The organism is Streptomyces sp. NPDC002209 (assembly GCF_042890265.1).
Lineage (GTDB): Bacteria > Actinomycetota > Actinomycetes > Streptomycetales > Streptomycetaceae > Streptomyces.
Genome location: NZ_JBIARX010000015.1, coordinates 108,284 through 124,202 on the forward strand (window position 1 = coordinate 108,284; position 15,919 = coordinate 124,202).

Sequence of the window (15,919 nt, forward strand, 5' to 3'; positions counted from 1 at the left end):
ATAGGTGCTGCGGTCATGGCCGTGCGCTCCCTGCAGTGTGCGGTCGGTCGGTTTCGGCAGGCAGTGCGCTCGGGTGGGGCGGCGCCGGCCGGTCCTCGGCCGCGCCGGACCGGGCCGGGTGGCGGCGCAGGACGTCCACCACCTCGTCGAGCAGCGCCTCGGCGGTGGCCTCGGAGAACAGCGCCCGGTCGTAGGCGAGTTCGAGCAGGACCCGGCCGTCACGCTCGTTCGCGTAGATCCGCAGGTCGTCGGTGAGCGGGATCTGCGCGGGAGCCGCGGGCAGGAACTCCGGCCCGCCCTCGAAGCGCTCGGGCGTCTCCCAGCTCAGTCCGGCGTCGTAGACGAGCCGGCGGCCGCGCGCGGGCCGCTCCGCGATCTCCACGGCCATGGTGTCGAAGGGGAAACGGGCGTTGTCGTACGCCTCGGCGACCCGGTCGCGGACCTGGACCAGCAGCTCGGCCGGGTTGCCGGCCTCGCCGGGGGCGAGCCGCACCGGCAGGGCGTTGACGAAGCAGCCGACGGTCTCGGCGGTCTCCGCACGGTCGCGGGTGCCGGCCGGGCAGCCGATGACCACCTCGGCACTGCCGGAACGGCGGTGCAGCACCAGCGCCCAGGCGGACAGCAGGGCCGTGAACGGGGTGGCGCCCCCGGACTCGGCAGCAGCGTGCAGCACGGCGGCGGGCAGGGCGCGGCCGACCAGTCCCGCGCCCAGCCGTCCGGCATCCTCGCGGGGGCCGGCGTCCGGCAGGTCGAGGCGGGGCAGCGGCCCGGCGAGGGTACGGGTCCAGTACGCGCGCTGGCGGGCGGCGTCGGGGCCCTCCAGCCAGGCGGCCTCCTCGGCCACCCAGTCGCGGTACTGGTGGGCGGGGCGGCCGTCCCACGGCTCGCGTCCGGCGGCGAGGGCGTCGTACGCGGCCAGCAGGTCGCGGGCCACCACGGCGGCGCTGTCGCCGTCGTACACGATGTGGTGGGCGGTGATCACCAGGATGTCGCCGCCGGGGTGGCCGGTCAGCAGCCGCACTGCGAACAGCGGCCCGTCGGCGAGGGCGAACGCGGTGCCGTGGGCGGCGTCCACCGCCCCGGCGACCGCCTCGTCGGTGCCCTCGATGCGCGCCACGGACAGCGGCGGCCCGTCGGGGAGGCGGTCCATGACGACCTGCCGGACGGTGCCGTCGATGACGGCCACCCGGGTGCGCAGCGCCTCGTGCCGGTCGGCGAGGGCGGTGACGGCCGCCCCCAGCACGCCGGGGTCGAGCGTCCGGCCGGCGGCCCGTACCGCGTCGCTGATGTTGAGCGCGACGGGGTTGCGGCTGGTCCGGGCGGCCATCCAGATCCGGCGCTGGGCGCGGGAGAGCGGCAGGACGGCGCCGTCGGGGGCGGGCGCGAGCAGGGGCACGGCCGCCGGGGCCGCCGGGGCACCGAGCGGGACGGCGTCCGGCTGCTCGAGCACGGCCGCGAGGGCCCGTACGGTCTGCTGCTGGAAGACGGTGACGAGCGGCACCCGGACGCCGAACTCCTCCTGGAGGGCCGCGGCGAGACGGGCGGCGGTCAGGCTGTGGCCGCCGAGGGAGAACAGATCGGCCTCGGGGTCGGTGACCGGGCTCCCGAGCACGTCCGCCCAGATCTTGGCCACGCGCTCCTCGGTGGGGTTCAGGTCCGCGCACGCGAGCGGCTCCTCGCGGGGCGGGGCGGGCAGCGCGCGGCGGTCGAGCTTGCCGTTGGGGTTCAGCGGCAGCTCGTCGACCGCCACGTACGTACGGGGGACCATCGCCGCCGGGAGCAGCTCGGTGAGGTGGGCCCGCAGGGTGTGCGGGGCGGCGGCCCCCACCACGTAGGCGACGAGGCCGAGTTCGCCCCGCTCGTCGGGCACGGCGATGACGGCGCAGCGCCGCACGTCCGGGTGCTCGGCGAGCACGGCCGCCACCTCGCCGGGCTCGACCCGCTGGCCGCGGATCTTGACCTGGTCGTCGATGCGGCCGAGGTAGAGCAGGTTGCCGTCGGGCCGGCGGGCGGCGCGGTCGCCGGTGCGGTACATGAGCCGGTCGGGGCGCAGCGGGTGCGGTACGAACCGGTCGGCGGTCAGCTCCGGGTTGCCGAGGTAGCCGCGGGCCAGGCCCGCGCCGGAGATGCACAGCTCGCCGGGGACGCCGATGGGGGCGAGGTCGCCCTGGGCGTCGATGACGTCGACCGTCTTGTTGGCGATGGGGTGGCCGATCAGGACATCGGCGCCCGGGTCGGTGATCCGGTGGACGGTGGTCCACACGCTGTCCTCGGTGGGCCCGTACTCGTTGTAGAGGACGGTCTCGGGGAGCAGCTGGGCGTGCCGGGCGGCGAGGGCCTCGGGGAGCCTCTCGCCGACCAGGACGATCTGGCGGACGGAGACGAGCCGGGGCGCGCAGCGCTCCAGCATCAGCTGGTAGAGGCTGGGCACCAGCATGATGTGGGTGACCGCGTTGCGGCCGATCTCCTCGGCCACGTGCTCGACGTCGAGGAGGCGGTCCTTGCCGAGGACCACCACCCGGGTGCCGGCGATCAGCGCGGAGAAGATGTCGTTGACCCCGCTGTCGAAGTGCAGCGGAGGCACCTGGAGCACGGCCGCGTCCGGTCCGAACCCGTAGTAGCCGGCCCGGTAGTGGACGGTGTTGACGATGCCGCGGTGCTCGATCATGACGCCCTTGGGGCGGCCGGTGGAGCCCGAGGTGTAGATGACGTACGCCAGGTCGTGCGGACCGGCCCGGTGTGCGGGCGGCAGCGGGGCAGCGGCGGCGCCGGGCTCCTCGGGGGCGCGCGGGTCGAGGACGGGCAGGCCGGTCACGGCGGCGGTCTTGGCGTGGTACGGGCCGTCGGCGAGCACGGCGAGCGCCCCGCTGTCGGCGAGGGCGAACGCGAGCCGGTCGCCGGGCTGTTCGGGGTCCAGCGGGACGAAGGCCGCGCCGGTCTTCAGGACGGCGAGCGCGCTCACGACCATCCACTCGGTCCGCTCGGTGACCACGGCCACCAGCGTTCCGGGGCCCGCGGCGCAGGCCGCCCGCAGCCGGGCGGCGACGGCCTCGGCGCGGGCGTCGAGCTCGGCGAAGCTGAGGACGGTGGAGCCGTGCACCACGGCGGGCCGGTCGGGGCCGGCGGCCGTCTGCTCCTCGACCAGGTCCAGGAGGGTGCGGTGCTCGGGGAAGGGCGCGGCGGTGTCGTTGGCCTCCTCGAGCAGGAAGCGCCGTTCGGCGGCGGGCAGGACCGGGATCCCGGGCAGCGGGGCATCGGGGCCGGCCAGCAGCCCGGCGAGCAGGTGGACCAGCCGCTCACCCATGCGGCGTGCGCTGTCGCGGTCGAAGAGGTCGTCGGTGTAGCCGACCCACAGCTCGCCCGGGGCCCCGGCCCGGGCGTCGAGGAAGCTGAACGCCAGGTCGAAGTCGCTGACCGGCTGTTCGAGGTCGAGATGGCGCACGGCCGGGCCGGTGCCGCCGGGGGCGCCGACCGCGTCGTCGAGGACGGTCTCGACGAGGACGTCGAAGACCGGGTTGCGGCTGGGGTCGCGGGGCAGCGCGAGGTCCTCGACGAGCTGCTCGAACGGGTGCTCCTGGTGGCTCATGGCCTCCTGCGCGGTGGTGCGCACGGCGGCCAGCAGCTCGCGGAAGGAGCCGGCGGGGTCCACCGGGGTGCGCAGGACCACGGTGTTGGCGAACAGCCCGACCGTCTCGGCGGACCGCCGATCGGGCCGGCCCGCGACCACGGTGCCCAGCAGTACGTCCGGCTGCGCGCACAGCCGCCACAGCAGGACGCGCAGCGCAGCGGTGAATCCCATGAAGGGGGTGGCCGCGTTCGCGCGGCACAGCTCGGCCAGGGCGCCGGTGAGTTCCGGGTCGAGGGTGATCCGTACGGTGCCGCCGGCGGCGCTGCGGGCGGCGGGGCGGCGCCGGTCGGCGGGCAGTTCCAGCGGTTCGGGCAGGCCGGCGAGGCGCTCCTGCCAGTACGCGCGGTGCTCCGCGCCCGCCGGGCCCGCGAGCCGGGCGGCGAGCCGGTCGGTGTGCTCGGTGTACGTGGGCGCCGGCTCCTGCGCGGCGGCCGGGCCGGTCAGCGAGCGCACGAGGTCGCGCATCATCAGGCCGAAGGACCAGCCGTCGCAGATGGCGTGGTGCACGGTGAACAGCAGCACGCCGCCCGTCGCCGGCCCGTCCCCGGACCGGGGGTCGGGCAGCCAGGAGACCTTGGCCAGCGGGCCCTCGGCGAGGTCGAAGCGGTGGCGGCAGGCCCGTGCGAAGGCCTCGTCCACGGTGGTGTCCCGCTCGAAGGCGAGGACCGCGGACGGCGGGTCGAGGACCACCTGGGTCAGGCCCTCGGGCGTCTGGCGCAGGACGGTCCGCAGGGATTCGTGCCGGGCCACCAGCGCGTCGACGCCTGCGGCGAGCCGGTCCTCGTCCACGGGGCCGTCGAGCCGGTAGGCCTCGACCATCGTGTACGGGGGGACGGGCGACTCGTCGAGCCGGTCCAGCAGCCACATCCGGCGCTGGGCGTTGGAGGCGGGGAAGGTGTTCCCGGACCGGGGTGCCCGCGCGGCCGCCTCGGCCGCGGCGCGCGCACCGCGGTCCTGGGGCAGCGCCCCGCGTTCGCGCAGTACGCCGGCCAGCGCCCCCGGGGTGCGCAGGTCGAGCACGTCGTGGACGCGGGCCGCGTCGGAGCGCCCGGTGCCCTCGCAGAGCGCGGCGACGAGCTGGACGGCGGCCAGGCTGTGGCCCTCGGCCTTGAAGAAGTCCTCGTCGGCGGAGTGCGGCGGGTGGCCCAGCACCTCGGCCCAGGCGTCGTGGACGAGCTGTTCCAGGGCGTCGGCGGGCTGCCATCCGGGGCCCTGCGCAGCGGTGGGCAGCGCGAGCAGCGCGGCCCGGTCCACCTTGCCGTGGACGGTGAGCGGCAGCGTCTCGAGCCGGTGCAGGCCGGCCGGGACCATCGGGGAGGGCAGCTGCTCGCGCAGCCATGCGGCGAGGGAGTCGGGGGCGAGCAGGGTGTCCCCGGACGCCTGCGGGCGGGCCACGTACCAGGCGTGCAGGGTCACGGTGGCATCGGCGGCGGTGCGGGGCACGACCACGGCCTCGATCACCTCCGGGTGGCGGACCAGGGCCTGTTCGACCTCGCCGGTCTCCACCCGGGTGCCGAACACCTGTACCTGGCCGTCGGCGCGGCCGAGGAACTCCAGTTCGCCGTCGGCGTTCCAGCGGCCCTGGTCGCCCGTACGGAAGACGCGGGCGTCCCCGGCGTGCGGGGAGCGCACGAAGCGGGCGGCGGTGGCCTCGTCGTCCCCGCGGTAGCCGGGGGCGACGCCGGGTCCGGCCACGTGGATCTCGCCCGGTACGCCGGGCGGGGCGAGTTCGCCGGAAGGGGTGACCACGAACACGCCGTAGCCGGGCGAGGGACGCCCGACCGGCACCCGGTCGAGCCGCTGGGCGAGCGCGCCGTCCCGGATGAACATGGTGGCTTCGACGGTGGCCTCGCTGGGCCCGTACAGATTGCCGAAGGTGGCGATGCGCAGCCGCCCGGCGGTACGCGGCAGCAGCCCGCGGGCGATGGTGTCGCCGCCCAGCAGCAGGTGGCGCAGCGGGAGTTCGCCGCCCTCCGGCAGGGCGCGCAGCAGGACGGAGAGGAGTCCGGGCACGCAGTTGACGAGGTTGACCTCGCCGTCGCGCACCCGCTGCCACAGCGCGTGCGGGTCGAGCCGGTCGGGGTCGCCGACGGCGACGAGGGTGCCGCCCGCGAGGAGCGTGGCGAAGACCTGGAACGCGGTGGCGTCGGAGGTGATCGCGGAGAGCAGGGCGGTACGGGTCTCGGCGTCGATGCCGAGAGCGCGGCTCCCGGTCAGCATCTTGTGGCACAGCTGGTCGTGGTAGACGGCGACCGGGCGGGGGGTGCCGGTGGATCCGGAGGTGAACAGGACCATGGCCGGGGCCCCCGGCTCGGCGGCGTCGCGGGCTTCCGCGTCGGCCGGCGCCGCGGCGAGCAGGGAGGTCAGGCCCGCCACCGGGACGGGCAGCTCCTCGTCGGCGGGTCCGTACCCCTCGGCGCGCAGCACCAGGCGGGCGCCGCTGAGCCGGGCCAGCAGGGCCACGCGGGTGGCGGGGTGGCGGTGTTCGAGGGGGACGACGGCCGCACCGGTGCGCAGGACGGCGAGGAATGCGGTGACGAGGTCGGCGCCGCGCGGAGCCATGACGCAGACGGCGTCGCCGGGGCCGATGCCGTGCCGTGCGGTGAGCTCGGCGGCGGCCCGCCCGGCCTGGGCGGCGAGCTGCCGGTAGGTCAGGGTGCGGCCCTCGCCGGTGACGGCGACGGAGTCGGGGGTGCGCCGGGCGGACTCCTCGAACAGGGCGGTGAGGGTGGCGGCCTCGAAGGCCGCGGGAGCGGGCAGCTCGGCGAGGGCGAGGAGTTCGGCGCGCTGGGCGGCGCCGAGCACGTCCGTCTCCGCCGGGGTCCGGCGCGGATCGGCGGCGAGGGCCTCGAGTACGGCGGCCACGCAGCGGGGCAGGGCCGCGGTGAGGTCGGCGGTGCCGTGGGCGGTGACCGACAGTGCGCCGTCCGGGGCCGGTTCGGCGCGCAGGACCAGGGCGGCCCGGGGGGCCGGTGTGCGGTCCCCGTACAGGGCCGGGCAGACGACGGCGAGCTGCGCCAGGGCGGAGCCCGTGCCGGGGGTGACGGCGTCCAGCCGGGCGCTGAGCGCGTCCCGGTCCCGCCAGGGGCGGGCGGAGGCCTGCTCCAGCTCGGCGTGCAGGGCCTCCAGGAAGGCGGTGGCGGGCGCGGCGGGGTCCAGCGGGGCCAGCAGCGCGAACTCGCCGCCGCCGGACGGTGTGCCGAAGGCCGGTACGAGGACCGGCACCCGCCCCGGCCCGCCGGACCCGGCGGGACCGGTGAGCCGGGCGAGGGCGATCCGGGCGGCGGCGACGGTGAGCAGCAGCAGGCCTTCGGGCGCGCCGCCGGTCATCGCCTGCAGCGCGGCGGCGGCTTCCGGGGCCACCCGTCCGGGCGGTGCGGCGACGGCGCCGGGCGCGTCCGCGGGCTCCAGCAGGGATTCGCGGCCGGCGCCGTTCAGGCGCGGGAGCCAGAACTCGGCCTCCGCGGCCGACACCCTAGAGTCGTCCGCATGGCCGAACTCTCCGTCACCATCGTTCCGCAGCACTTCTACGTCCTCCCTGACCAGTTGTGGGTGCACCGCCTGCCGGCGGACGCACCTGTGCCCCTGTTGCCCGGCCGTCCGTGGTCCTCGGTCACCCGGGCGCGGGACGGGCTCACCGTGGTGTGCGCCGAGCGGCTGCCCGGCGCGTCCGGCGCGAGCGGTCCGTGGCGGGGGCTGTACGGGACCGGCGCGCACTCCCTGGACCTGCCCGGCATGCTGGCGAGCGTGCTGGTGCCGCTGGCCGGGGCCGGGATCGGCGTGTTCGCCGCGTCGACGTTCGACGCGGACCTCGTACTCGTACCGGCCGGGGAGTACGAGCAGGCCCGGACCGCTCTGGAAGCGGCCGGGCACATGCTGTCGTCGGACTGACTCACACGCCGGTGAGGATCCGCGCCGGCGCCACGCCGAGGGCCGGGAACAGCTCCACGTCGCGGCCGTCCACGCCGCGCATCACCACGTCGATGGTGGTGCTCATCAGGTCGATGTGGAACTGCGTGAACGTGCCCAGCCCCAGGCCCAGGTGCACGCCGGGGTGCCGCTCGTTGGCGAAGTGGTTGCCCGGGAGCAGCGGGGAGCAGCTGGCGTTGGTGCCGAAGCCGATCTCGTGCAGCTTGGCGTAGCGGTCGTCCTTGGCCAGCAGCTTCTCGAGGTTGACGGCGAACTCGGTGCGTCCGGCGACGGCCGGGCGCACCGCCGTGATGCGCCCCTCGGCCAGCGTGATGATCGCCGGCTGGTCCGCCATGGAGGCGAGGTCGCGGTAGACCTGCTCGGTCTCGGCGAGGCTGGTCTCGTGACCGCCGCGGTGGACGATCGGCGCGCCCTGGAGGGTGATCTCGCCGTTCAGCGTGAAGTGGGTGTGGAGCTCGAACTCGCCCGAGGCGTTGACCAGCGAGCTGAGCTCACCGGTGGGCAGGACGACCTGCTGGCCGGGCAGGAGCGGGCCGTGCAGCGAGAACCAGTGCTCGGAGAGCTGGTGCTGGAAGACGGCCTCGGTGCCGAACTCGCGGCCGAGGAAGAGCATGTCGTCGGCCTGGTCGAGGAGGGTCAGGAACTCCTCCTCGATGCCGAGCTCGCGCTCGTAGTCGACATCGGCGACGACACGGATGTTGTTGCGCAGGCTCTCCACGGAGAAGGGCACCGAGAAGCTGGAGAAGGCGCCCATGGCCATGCCCACGAGGTCTTCGTCGTCGAAGTGGACGAACTCGTCGTCGGCGATCCACAGGACGGAGGCGCGGCGGCCGGAGTCGCGGATGGCGGCCATCTCGGCGATGAGGCCCGCGCGGGAGTCGGGGCCGGTCCAGGTGAACTCCTGCACCGGGACGGTGCCGGTCTCGACGGTGAGCGCGCTGCGCACGCCCGGCGACGTGACCAGCAGGAAGACGTCAGCGAGGTCACCCCCGAACACCTTGCGGAACTGCTCCGGGCTGATCGGTACGGGCTGTGCGGTGCTCAAGGAAACCTCCCCTGTAAAGGCGTGCCGGGGTGTGAGTGCTGTTCACTCACACCCCGGAGCACGACTCAAAATCAGCCCTCGAGGCGGTCGTACTTCCCGTACTTGCTGATGCGGGAGCTGATCGACGCCTTCTTCTGGGCCGCCGGCTTGTTGTTGGCCTGAACGGACTGCTGGTCCATCTTGTTCTGGGTCACTTCGACTCCTAGTCGTGTTCCGGTGGAGCTCCGGACCCGCAGGTTGCGGGGTTCCGGTGTGGTCGGGGCCGGTACCGCTCGGGGTCTCGGCCTTTCCCGAGAACAGAACACCCCGCTTCACTACAGATCCGCTTGAGACGCGGTGGAGGCGGCACGCGGGCCGGCTCGCCGGGATGGAAGGCTGGGCGGGTTGCGGTGGCGCGCGACGTCTTGAGTGACATTCGAGTGGATCCTGAGAGGCTGCCGCAACCTCACGTCTCCTGAGGAAGGAAGCCATCATGCAGACCATCGCACCGGCCCCCATCGCACCGGCCACCGCGGCACAGCCGGGACCGGGAGTCCCGCGCATCGAACTCCTGCCCGACGAGCGCCACAGCGTGGCCGCACTCGCCCATGAGTACGCGCGGGCCTCGGCCTCGCTGGATGCCCGTCGATCCCTCCAACTCGCCGCCCTGATGGCCCATGAGCTGCCGCGCTCGCTGCGGCGGCTGCTCACCGAATTCCGTCTGGCCGGGTCCCCGCACGCGGGCTTCCTGATCGGCGGGCTGCTCATCGACGAGAACGCCCTGGGCCCCACCCCGATGAGCTACCAGGAGCGGCCCGACCGCCCCGAGCTGCGGCACGCGGACGCGGTGCTGAGCCTGGTCGGCTCCCTGCTCGGGGAGCCCTTCTCGTTCAGCAGCCAGCAGCGCGGCCGACTGCTCCTCGACCTGTACCCGGTGCCCGGGCACGAGCTGAGCCAGCTCGGCTCGGGATCGACCGCCATGCTCGACTGGCACACCGAGGACGCCTTCCACCCGCACCGCGCGGACTGGATGATCCTGCTGGGCCTGCGCAACCACGACGCGGTCCCCACGACCTTCGCGGCCATGGAGGACATAGAGCTCAGCGACGAGCACCGCGCCGTCCTCTTCGAGAAGCGCTTCGCGATCCTTCCGGACGAGTCGCACTCCAAGAGCTTCAACGTGGCCACCGGCGCCGCCGACGCGGCGGATGCAGCCGGAGCCGAGCAGTTCCGCCGCATCGACACCATGGCGAACCGGCCCGAGCCGATCGCCCTGCTGGAGGGCGACCCCGCGGCCCCGTGGCTGCGCGTGGACCCGCCGTTCATGCACACCAACCCGCTCGACCCGGAGGCTGCGCAGGCGCAGGACGCACTGCTGGCCGCGATCGAGGCGAAGCTGACCGACGTGGTGATCGGCCGCGGCGACCTGTTCGTCATCGACAACAAGCGTGCCGTGCACGGCCGCCGGCCGTTCACGCCCCGCTACGACGGCACCGACCGCTGGCTCAAGCGCATCAACCTCACGGCCGATCTGCGGCGCAGCGCCGGATCCCGGAACGGCGACCACGGCCGGGCCGTGGTCTGACCCACTGCCGCAAGCGCTCACGCCGCGCGCGCGGACCGACCGTTTTCCCCTTGAAAGGATTCAAGGCCTTGGCCGCAGAACCCAATCTGATCCGACGCCACCGGCTGTTCCGCCGGTTCTGGCTGGCGCGCGCGGTCTCGCTCGTCGGCGACGGCGCAGCCATGGTGGCGCTCGTCCTGCTGGTCAGCCGCGGTGACCACGCCGGAACCGGTGTGTCGCTGATCCTCCTGGCCGAGTCCGTGCCGCGGTTCTTCGGACCGCTCGCCGGGGCGCTCGCGGACCGGATGGGGGTGCGGCGCCTGCTGATCGCCGCCGAGCTCGTCCAGGCCCTGGTCTTCGGGGTCGTCGTACTGGCACGGCCCGGACTCGCCGTCCTCGTGCCGCTCGTCGCGGTGGCCGCCGCGGCCTCCACCGTCTTCTCCGCGGCCGGTCGCACGGTGGTGCCGCGCCTGGTCGACGAGAAGGACCTGATGCCCGCCAACGCGTGGATGGGCACCGCCTTCAACCTCCAGGCCGCACTCGGCCCGGTGCTCGGCGGCGTGTTCTCTGCCTGGGGCGGCGAGTACGGCGCGCTGGCCGTCAACGCGGGCAGCTTCGTCGTCTCCGCCCTGCTGCTGACCCGCATCCCGGCGCTCGAGCCGCTGCGCACCGGCCAGCGGCGGACCCTGCTGGGCGACACCCTCGAGGGGCTGAAGTTCGTACGGCACCACCGGGTGTCCCGGGCCATCGTGCTGCTGCTCCTGCTCGGCCTGTTCTTCGGCTCGCTCGACAACCTGGCGCTGGTCTTCCTCGCCGAGCACACCCTGGACACCGGCGAGACCGGATACGGCATCCTGTCCGCATCGTTCGGCGTCGCCATGGTCGCCGCATCGCTGTGGCTGGTCCGCACCGCGGAGAGCCGCTCGCCCGTGTGGGTGCTGCTCGCGGGCTGGTTCTTCACCGGCCTGGGCCTGCTGCTGACGGCCGCCGCTCCGGTGCTGCTCGCCGCGATCGCCATGCAGCTGATCGCGGGCCTGGGCAACGGTGTGGCCAACGTCGGCGAGGAGACGCTGCTGCAGAAGGCCGTGCCCGCCGAGGTGCTGGGCCGGGTGGGCGGCACGCTGTCCTCCGCCGCCTTCTTCGGCAGCACGGCCGGCTACCTGGCCGGCAGCCTGCTCAGCCCCGACAGCCACGCCCGCCTGGTCTTCGTGATCGCCGGTGGCGGCATCTTCCTGGCGCTCGCACTGTGCGGCCCCGCGCTGCTCTCCGCCCGCGCCACGCTCACGGCACCCCCGGCCGACGCCGAGGACCAGAAGTCCGCCGAACCCGCCGCCCAGCCCGTCGGACAGCCCGGGGCCGTGGCCTAAGGGCCCCGCTCAAGGGGGAAAACCCGAACCCGCCCGTGGTCCCGCAGCCCTTGCTGCGGGACCACGGGCGGTTCCGCAGCCGGCCGCAGCCCGCACAGGGCCGGCCAGGCTGTCGCCGCATGAGCCACAAGGCCCAGGTCATGGCCCGGGCAGTAGGATCTGCCGGATGCAGAACCACCTCATACCCAGCCTGCGGCGTGCAGCGGATCCGGTGCTTGTTCCAGTGGCTGGGAAGCGCCCACGGCTGGAGGCTTTGGACGGACTTCGCCTGATTGCGGCATTGATGGTCGTCTTTCATCATTATGTCGGATTTGGCGGAAATGCTGAGGCATCCAAGAACGCTTGGACCAAGCCGGTGGATGTGGTGTTCCCCGCCGCTTCCTGGCTTGCCTCGTACACCTGGACCGGGGTGGAGTTCTTCTTCGTCATCAGCGGCTTCGTGATCTGTATGAGCAGCTGGGGGCGCAGCCTGGGTGACTTCTTCACGTCCCGTGTGGTGCGGCTCTATCCCGCGTACTGGTTCGCCGTCCTGGCCACCACCGCCGTGGTCACGCTGTGGCCGCTGGTCGTGCAGCCCCTGGGCCTGAAGGACGTGCTGCTGAACCTCACCATGCTGCAGGAGCCGTTCCGCGTCGCATCGGCGGACGCCGTGTACTGGACGCTGTGGGTCGAGATCCGCTTCTACCTGCTGTTCGCCCTGGTGGTGTGGAAGGGCGTGACCTACCGCCGGGTGGTCCTCTTCTGCGCGTTGTGGACGGTTGCCTCGGTGCTGGTCACGGCTGGCCGGGCGCCCTTCGCCGACTACATCGTCATGCCCGAGTACTCGCCCTACTTCATCGCAGGTGTGGCCATGTACCTGATGCACCGCTTCCGGCCGACCCTGCTGCTGTGGGGCATCGTCGCCATCTCGTGGCTCTTCTCGGTCCGCCAGGTCGCCCTTTACAACGACGCTCTCGCCGTCAGCCTCGGCCGGACCATGGACGCCAAGCCGGCCATCGCCCTGATGACCCTCGGCTACCTGGTGATGCTTGCGCTCGCCCTCGGCCGGCTGAACTGGGTCAGGGGCAAGTGGCTCACCGTCGCAGGTGCGACGACCTATCCCCTCTATCTCCTCCACGAACACATCGGATGGACCGGGATCCGGCTGCTCCGCAACCACCTCTCGCCCTGGGCGCTCGTCGCCGTCATGACGCTTGGCATGGTCGTCGCCGCCTGGCTGGTCCACCGCTTCATCGAGCGACCCCTGTCCACAGTGCTGAAGAGAGGCCTCACCCGGGGCGTGGCCTCTCTTCGTGCGCACTCGGACGCGGTGAAGGCCGGCTGAATCGCTGATCGGTTCCCGGGGACTACGGCACGGTACGGCTGACGGACCGGTGGCGTCCGACGGCCGACCGACCACGGCTTTGATGCGTCGAAGGCCGGCCGGGGTCGGGCGGGCCGTGCCGAGCATGCCGGTGAGGTCACGGCCTCGGGGCCGCGCTCAGCCCCAGGTCTGGCCGGCCGGTTCCTTGATGGTGCGGTTGATCCGGTTGTAGAAGTTCGTCAGCGCGATCTCCAGGTTGATCGCGCCGATCTGCTCCTCGGTGAAATGGGCGTTGGCCTCCTCCCAGATCGCGTCGGTGACTCCCTCCGCACCGTCCTGCAGCCGCGTGGCGGCCTCGGCCAGCGCCAGCGCCGCGCGCTCCGCATCCGTGTAGAACGGCGCTTCACGCCACGCGGCCACGTTGTGCAGCCGCTCGTCGGTGTCACCGGCCTTCTTCCCCGCGGCGACACTGGCGTGGACGCACGCCGAGCAGCCGTTGATCTGGCTGGCGCGCAGGTGGACCAGCGCGAGCAGCTTCGGGTCGACGCCCCCGGCGGCGATCGCCTTCTGGAGGTGATGGACCGCGGTCCACACGTCGGGGTTGTTCGCGTTCTTGTTCCTGAGCCGGTTCTGCATGGGAGAGCGCACTCCTTCATCGGGGTTACGTTCCGGGGCTCGCGCCCGTCACCCCTATGACGGAGCAGTTTCGAGGAAGGTAACAACATGCCCGACGCCCATCCCGCGGATCCGGTCGCCGATGCCTTCGAGTCCCACCGCGACCGGCTCCGAGCCGTCGCCCACCGCGTCCTCGGATCACACGCCGACGCGGAAGACGTGGTCCAGGAGGCGTGGCTGCGTCTCTCCCGCCAGGACACCGGCACCATCGACAACCTCGGCGGCTGGCTGACCACCGTGGTCGGCCGCATCAGCCTCGATGTCCTGCGGTCGGGCCGGACCCGCCCCGAGGTCGCCCTCGACGACCGGCTGCCCGAATTCACCGTGACGCTCGACGACTCCCCCGTTCCGGAAGACCTCGTGGCGCTCGGGGACGCCGTAGGCCTCGCGCTCCTCACGGTCCTCGACTCGCTGCGCCCGGACGAGCGGCTGGCGTTCGTCCTGCACGACGTGTTCGCCGTGCCCCACGGGGAGATAGGCACGATCCTCGGGAAGTCCGCCGACGCGACCAAAATGCTCACCAGCCGCGCCCGCAGGAAAGTACGGGCCGCCCAGCGGCCCGCAAGCTCCGGACGACAGCAACGCGAGGTGGTCCGGGCCTTCCTGGCCGCCGCCCGCGAGGGCCGGTTCGAGCAGCTGCTGGAGGTTCTCCACCCCGAAGTGGAGTTCGCCGTCCACACCCCGGACGGTCGGTTCGTCACGCTCGGAGCCACCGAAGTCGCCACCCGCGCACGCGTGGCCGGCGGCGCGGCTCGCGGACACGCGGCGACCGTCAACGGCCTCCCCGGTGTCATCGCCTGGAGCGAGGACGGCACCCCGCTCTCCCTCCTCGTCTTCGTCGTCGCCGACGGCCGCATCACCGGGATCACCGCCGTGGTCGATCCGGCCGAACTCGCACTCATGGACCTGCCGGACCCGGTGTGACGTCCTGCCGGCGAGGCCCGCTCGTCCTCGATGGGGTCCGTGCCGGACCCCGCAGACACGGTGCTGGCATCCACTGTCACAGCGTGCGCGTACGGTCTGCGCATGGTTGATCAAGAACGTTCGTCTTCGGTACGGGATTTCGTGGCGTGGGAGCCCGTGCTGCGGCTCATGCTGGGCGGCGATGCGCACAGGCGTGCCGGCCGCTCCGCCCGCGTGGCGGGACGCATCGGCCGAAGCGGCTGGAGTCTGGCCCATCCGGGACGCATGTCGGCGGCGCAGCAGACCGCGGTGGAGGACATACGGAGGGCGCTCGCCCGCGACGGGGTCGAGGAGGTCGCGTTCAGGGCGGAGGTCCGGCCGGACGGAAGGACCGGACTCGGCCTGGTGTGGCCCAGCCCGGCCGTGGAACCGGCCCTCGGCTACCCGGACCTGGGGGTACTCGTGCTGGTCGAAGGAGCCCGGGCCGAGCCCTGGCGACAGCTCCCCGACCCGTTGCCCGGGGTGGCGTCGGCCCCTTCGGCGGACCTCGAGCTGCTGGAGCGGACGCTCCGCGAGCGGCTGCCCGACGCGGTCGGTGCCACGGAGGAGGAGATCGCCGCTGCCGAAGCGCGTCTGGGCGTCACGTTGTCCGACGAGATGAAGGTGCTCTACCGGGTGATCCCCCGGTGGGAGGACTGGCGCGACGACCATGCGGCGATGGAGCGCGTCAACACGGCGGTCGGCTGCGAGTTCAGCGCGCTGGAACACCTGTACAGCGCCGACGGGGCAATGCGCCATCCCGGCTGGGATCTCGCCGCGACGGACGCGGTCGACACCCCGCCCGACGCCGCGGTGCAGGGCCTGGCCGGCTCACCGGGCTGGATCGGCTTCGGAACCAACGGCGGCGACGAGTTCGCGGTCGACCTGACTCCCGGCCCGGGCGGATACTTCGGGCAGGTCATCCTGATCGATCACGAGCAGAGCCTCGGTGCCGAGCTCGTGGCCGATTCCCTCACCGACTTCGTCCTGGGCCGGATGAGAGAGGAGCAGCCGGATCGCCGCAGGGACCGGCCCCCGGCCGTGGCCACGGTCGGCAGCAGATACGGACACGGACACGGACACTTCGAGACCGTCGAGGCCGCGGCCCACCCCGCCCTGGAAGTCCTGTCCGTCGAGGCCCGGGACGGTGGGCCGTTCAGCCGCGGGCCGTTCAGCCTCGCGCCCGTCGCCTGCCTGCCCCGCCTGCGTACGCTCACCGCGTTCCCCGGCACGCTGGCCGACCCCCTGGAAGTCGCCGGGCTCACCGGACTGGAGTTCCTGGAACTCGGCGCGGAGGAATGGCGCGTCCTCCTGGACGCCGGAGCCGTCCCTCGCACCCTGAAGGCGGCAGCCGTCAAGGTGCGCGACCAGGACCACCTGCCCGTCGTGGACATCGCCAACGAGATCCTGGCCCTCTGGGACCGGCCCCGGATCGTACAAACGCTCCTCGAAGGGGACCTCGGCCCCGCGGCATGACCGATCCGGT

The 15,919-nt window shown here is 73.3% G+C and carries 10 protein-coding genes; 6 read left to right on the plus strand and 4 right to left on the minus strand.

What is annotated here, in order from left to right:
* Positions 1–13 precede the first annotated feature (13 nt).
* Entirely contained in the window at positions 14–7,102 is a 7,089-nt protein-coding gene (locus tag ACFYXK_RS25870) for an amino acid adenylation domain-containing protein (RefSeq protein ID WP_389413256.1), read from the minus strand.
* Between the two features lie 15 nt (positions 7,103–7,117).
* Here ACFYXK_RS25870 and ACFYXK_RS25875 point away from each other — a divergent pair, with 15 nt between their 5' ends.
* Complete coding sequence (locus tag ACFYXK_RS25875; RefSeq protein WP_383520326.1) at positions 7,118–7,519, plus strand: ACT domain-containing protein; 402 nt, start codon at positions 7,118–7,120, stop codon at positions 7,517–7,519.
* Position 7,520: 1 nt separating this feature from the next.
* On the opposite strand, the gene ACFYXK_RS25880 is transcribed toward ACFYXK_RS25875, so the two are convergent.
* Complete coding sequence (locus ACFYXK_RS25880) at positions 7,521–8,603, minus strand: hypothetical protein (RefSeq protein WP_389413257.1); 1,083 nt, start codon at positions 8,601–8,603, stop codon at positions 7,521–7,523.
* A 71-nt stretch (positions 8,604–8,674) separates the two neighbouring features.
* Positions 8,675–8,797 (minus strand): hypothetical protein, encoded by a 123-nt coding sequence (locus ACFYXK_RS25885; protein WP_389413258.1) that lies wholly within the window; start codon positions 8,795–8,797, stop codon positions 8,675–8,677.
* Between the two features lie 278 nt (positions 8,798–9,075).
* Between ACFYXK_RS25885 and gntD the strand changes: the two genes are divergently transcribed.
* From gntD to ACFYXK_RS25900, 3 genes are all read left to right on the plus strand, one after another.
* The gene (gene gntD, locus ACFYXK_RS25890; protein ID WP_389413259.1) at positions 9,076–10,167 is read left to right on the plus strand and encodes a guanitoxin biosynthesis L-enduracididine beta-hydroxylase GntD; all 1,092 of its coding nucleotides are present in this window, start codon (positions 9,076–9,078) and stop codon (positions 10,165–10,167) included.
* A 68-nt stretch (positions 10,168–10,235) separates the two neighbouring features.
* Complete coding sequence (locus tag ACFYXK_RS25895) at positions 10,236–11,513, plus strand: MFS transporter (RefSeq protein WP_389413260.1); 1,278 nt, start codon at positions 10,236–10,238, stop codon at positions 11,511–11,513.
* 283 nt (positions 11,514–11,796) lie between these two features.
* Entirely contained in the window at positions 11,797–12,837 is a 1,041-nt protein-coding gene (locus tag ACFYXK_RS25900; RefSeq protein WP_389413304.1) for an acyltransferase family protein, read from the plus strand.
* 156 nt (positions 12,838–12,993) lie between these two features.
* On the opposite strand, the gene ACFYXK_RS25905 is transcribed toward ACFYXK_RS25900, so the two are convergent.
* Positions 12,994–13,452 carry a carboxymuconolactone decarboxylase family protein gene (locus ACFYXK_RS25905; RefSeq protein WP_389413261.1) on the minus strand — a complete coding sequence of 153 codons (459 nt, stop codon included), beginning with the start codon at positions 13,450–13,452 and terminating at the stop codon, positions 12,994–12,996.
* Positions 13,453–13,539: 87 nt separating this feature from the next.
* Between ACFYXK_RS25905 and ACFYXK_RS25910 the strand changes: the two genes are divergently transcribed.
* Both ACFYXK_RS25910 and ACFYXK_RS25915 read left to right on the plus strand, forming a co-directional pair.
* On the plus strand, positions 13,540–14,415 hold the full coding sequence (locus ACFYXK_RS25910) for a sigma-70 family RNA polymerase sigma factor (RefSeq protein ID WP_389413262.1): 876 nt from the start codon (positions 13,540–13,542) through the stop codon (positions 14,413–14,415).
* Positions 14,416–14,517: 102 nt separating this feature from the next.
* On the plus strand, positions 14,518–15,909 hold the full coding sequence (locus ACFYXK_RS25915) for an SMI1/KNR4 family protein (RefSeq protein WP_389413263.1): 1,392 nt from the start codon (positions 14,518–14,520) through the stop codon (positions 15,907–15,909).
* The last annotated feature ends 10 nt before the right edge of the window (positions 15,910–15,919 follow it).

Excerpts from the sequence above, each read along its gene's own strand:
- ACFYXK_RS25875 (WP_383520326.1), top strand. The coding sequence starts at position 7,118 with ATGGCCGAACTCTCCGTCACCATCGTTCCGCAGCACTTCTACGTCCTC.
- ACFYXK_RS25905 (WP_389413261.1), bottom strand. The coding sequence starts at position 13,452 with ATGCAGAACCGGCTCAGGAACAAGAACGCGAACAACCCCGACGTGTGG.
- gntD (WP_389413259.1), top strand. The coding sequence starts at position 9,076 with ATGCAGACCATCGCACCGGCCCCCATCGCACCGGCCACCGCGGCACAG.
- ACFYXK_RS25910 (WP_389413262.1), top strand. The coding sequence starts at position 13,540 with ATGCCCGACGCCCATCCCGCGGATCCGGTCGCCGATGCCTTCGAGTCC.
- ACFYXK_RS25915 (WP_389413263.1), top strand. The coding sequence starts at position 14,518 with ATGGTTGATCAAGAACGTTCGTCTTCGGTACGGGATTTCGTGGCGTGG.
- ACFYXK_RS25900 (WP_389413304.1), top strand. The coding sequence starts at position 11,797 with ATGGTCGTCTTTCATCATTATGTCGGATTTGGCGGAAATGCTGAGGCA.